This is a genomic window from Achromobacter maghribensis (assembly GCF_057334215.1).
Genome location: NZ_JBHFII010000037.1, coordinates 1 through 3,319, shown reverse-complemented (window position 1 = coordinate 3,319; position 3,319 = coordinate 1). Strand labels below are relative to the sequence as shown.

General features: G+C 63.6%; 3 protein-coding genes. All 3 read left to right on the top strand.

Going from position 1 to position 3,319, the window contains the following annotated elements; all coding sequences use genetic code 11:
• Positions 1-134 precede the first annotated feature (134 nt).
• The gene (locus ACE039_RS15320; RefSeq protein WP_448712396.1) at positions 135-1,250 is read left to right on the top strand and encodes an AI-2E family transporter; all 1,116 of its coding nucleotides are present in this window, start codon (positions 135-137) and stop codon (positions 1,248-1,250) included.
• Between the two features lie 118 nt (positions 1,251-1,368).
• Positions 1,369-2,142, top strand: a complete 774-nt coding sequence (locus ACE039_RS15315; protein ID WP_485822737.1) for a phytanoyl-CoA dioxygenase family protein — start codon at positions 1,369-1,371, stop codon at positions 2,140-2,142.
• 141 nt (positions 2,143-2,283) lie between these two features.
• A complete protein-coding gene (locus ACE039_RS15310; protein WP_105560256.1) occupies positions 2,284-3,111 on the top strand; it encodes an IclR family transcriptional regulator in 828 nt (275 codons plus the stop codon).
• The last annotated feature ends 208 nt before the right edge of the window (positions 3,112-3,319 follow it).

Below are 3,319 nucleotides of genomic sequence, written 5' to 3'. Positions count from 1 at the left end.
CCCCCCCCCCCCCACGCCGGGAAAACCACGGGAAACCCCGTAGTAAATACAGGGCTTGCGTCCCTCGTATTTCTTGAAACGTCTGTATAGTCCGACAGTCAAAGCCTACAACGCCCTTACTGTCGATCCGCTCTATGCAGCCTGTTCTACCCGCTTACCTGATCGCCCGTTGGCTGCTGCTGCTTGTCTTATTGGCAGGGGTTTACTTCCTTAGCGGTTTTCTCGTTCCCGCGCTTGCGGCGCTGATCATCGGACTGGCCAGTTGGCCCTTGTACCAGCGTCTGGTCCGGCGCTGCGGCGGCCGCACGGCGGTCGCGGCATCGCTGGCGCTGCTGGTGGTCGTCGTGGTGCTGATCGTGCCGATGACCTTGGCGCTGTCCTACGCCATCAAGGAAGCCAGTACCTTTTTCGCCTGGGCCATCGCGGCCAACCGTCACGGCGTGGCCGTGCCGAACTGGATTACGTCCATGCCTGTCGTGGGCGAGCGTCTGGGCCAATACTGGGAATCGTATATCGGCCAGCCCCACGCGCTGGGCGCGCTGGTCGAAGCCGTCAGCGGCGAACATCTGGGCAATATCTACCGCATGGTGCTGGCGGCCACGGGCAACGTGTTCCAGTTGCTGCTGACCGTGCTGTTCATGCTGATCACGCTGTTCTTCGTCTACAAGGACGGCATCCGCATGGTCGCCCAGCTGGACGTGCTGGGCGAACGCATCCTGCCGGCGCGCTGGCAGCGCTTTTCGCGCGTAGTGCCGGCCACCATCAATTCCACCGTCACCGGCATGGGCCTGATCGCCCTGGGGGAAGGCCTGGTGCTGGGTATCGCCTACTGGGTGGCGGGCGTGCCGTCGCCGGTGCTGCTGGGCGTGGTCACGGGCTTCATGGCACTGATCCCCGGCGGCGCGCCCTTGTCGTTTACGCTGGTGTCGCTGTACCTGGTGGGCTCCGGCCATCTGGTGGCGGGCATCGCGCTGATGGTCTGGGGCAGTGTCGAACTCTTCATCGTCGACAAGACCCTGCGTCCGCGCCTGGTGGGCGGACCGGTCAAGCTGCCGTTCCTGCCCACGTTCTTCGGGCTGGTGGGTGGCGTGAAGACCATGGGCATCGTGGGGCTGTTCGTGGGCCCGGTGCTGATGGCCTTGCTGGTGGCCGTGTGGCGCGAATGGGTGCACCACGAAGTGCAGGAACGCGACGCGGCCCGGCTGCATCCCCCGATTGCCCCGCCAGCCCAAAAAACACCGTCCACCTGACGCCGGCGCGCGCGACGCTTTGGTAATCTAGCCATCCCCGCGTATACCGGCGCCTGACCGGTACGCGCCTGCCCCGCACGCAGACGCTTCGCAACCGCCGCGGGGTGTGAGGATCGAGATGTCCGGGTTACTGCCTGATGATCAGATAGCCGTCCTGCGCAAGCAGGGGTTTGTGGTGGCGCGCCAATTCGTGGACGCCGAGCGGGTAGCGGCGCTGCGCGCGCTGGCCGAACGCCATTTGCGCGAGCACGTGGCCCCCATCGAATACGAAGCCGATCTGCGCTACCCCGGCGCGCCGGAGTCGCGCACCGCGGAAGGCGGGCTGACCGTGCGCCGCCTGCTCAGCGCCTATGCGCGCGACCCCTTGTTTGCCCAATGGGCGACGGACCCCGGCATCGGCCAGTGGCTGGCCCGCTATTTCAGCGAGCCGGCCGTGCTGTCGACCGTGCACCACAATTGCGTGATGACCAAGCATCCGGCCTACGGCAGTCTGACGGGCTGGCATCAGGACATTCGTTATTGGTCGTTTTCGGATACGGACCTGGTGTCCTGTTGGCTGGCCCTGGGCCCTGAAAAGCGCGAGAACGGCGGGCTGTCGTTCATTCCAGGGTCGCACGCGGCGGCGTTTACGGCTGAGCAGTTTGATGGCCAGAAATTCTTCCGCGACGACGCGCCGCAGAACGCGGACTGGATCGCGCGGGCGGTCTGCCCGGAGCTGGAGGCGGGAGATGTGGTGTTCTTTCACTGCCGCACCTTGCACGCGGCCCAAGGCAACCGCAGCGACCGCGTAAAACTGTCTGTGGTGCATACCTATCACCCGCAGTCCTGCCATCCGGTGCCGGGCACCCGGTCTGCCTCGCAGCCGGGGGTGCCGCTGGAAACTCAGGGCTGACGAAAGCGCTTGAAGTAATTGATATTTGCTATTAATAATTGAATTACAATTACATTAAGCGCGATACGCGATGAGGGGCCGGCATTACCCCGTCACGTTGATTCTTGCGCGGCATCCCTAGAACTCAATAGGCTGTTCCCTGTGCGCAAAGCTACCCCTGACGACACGGAAAAACCGCAGGCGCCGACCGAGACCCGGTCTTCGCTGTTTGTCGGTTCCACTGAAAAAGCCTTTCAGGTGCTGCACGCGTTCGATGGTTCGAAACGCCACATGACGCTGGCCGATATCGCGCGCGCATCCGGACTGGACCGCAGCGCGACGCAGCGCCTGGTCTATACGCTGGAAACGCTGGGCTATCTGCGCCGCATTCCGGATACGCGCAATTACGGCCTGACGCCGAAGGTGCTGCAGTTTTCGTACAACTATGTGCGTGCGAACGAGCTGATCGACAAGGCGTCGCCGTATCTGCTGGACATCAGCCGGACGCTGGGCGAGACGACGAATCTGCAAGAGCTGGACGGTCACGAGATCGTGTTCGTGGCCCGCTTTCCAGGCCACCATCTGGTAAACGTAGATATCGCGGTGGGCAGCCGCCTGCCGGCGTTTTTTACGGCGTCGGGCACGGCGATCCTGTCGCGGCTGTCGGACGAACATCGCCGCGAGATCCTGGCGCAAACAAGGCTGGAACCGATTACGCCCTATACCGAGGTGAACCCCGACAAGCTGCTGGACCGCGTGCAACGGGTAGCGGAAAAGGGTTACGCGATTATCGTGAACGAGACGGTGCTGGGGGATATTTCGGTAGCGGCGCCGGTGATCGATCATCGGGGGTTGGCGGTGGCGGCGATCAATATTTCTGTGCCGACTACTAGGTGGACCGTGGCGCGGGTAGAGGCAGAATTAGCGCCGCATGTGCAGGTGGCGGCGACTTCGATTTCTAAATCTAAGTTTTCTGCTTATTCGAGGTAGGGGGCGGGGGGGCTCGGAGGGGCTTTGGGTCTTCTTGGGGCTTGCGTTGGATCTTCGTGGGGTGTGCGTTGGATCTTCGTGGGACGCTCGCCGCCGGGGTCGGGTGGGTGGCGCGCGCCCACGATTGCGGTCCGGAGCCTTCGCTCCGGACTGCCCTCTCGTCATCTTCGTTGCGGCCTGCGGCCGCTGCCTTCAGATTCCCTCGGGC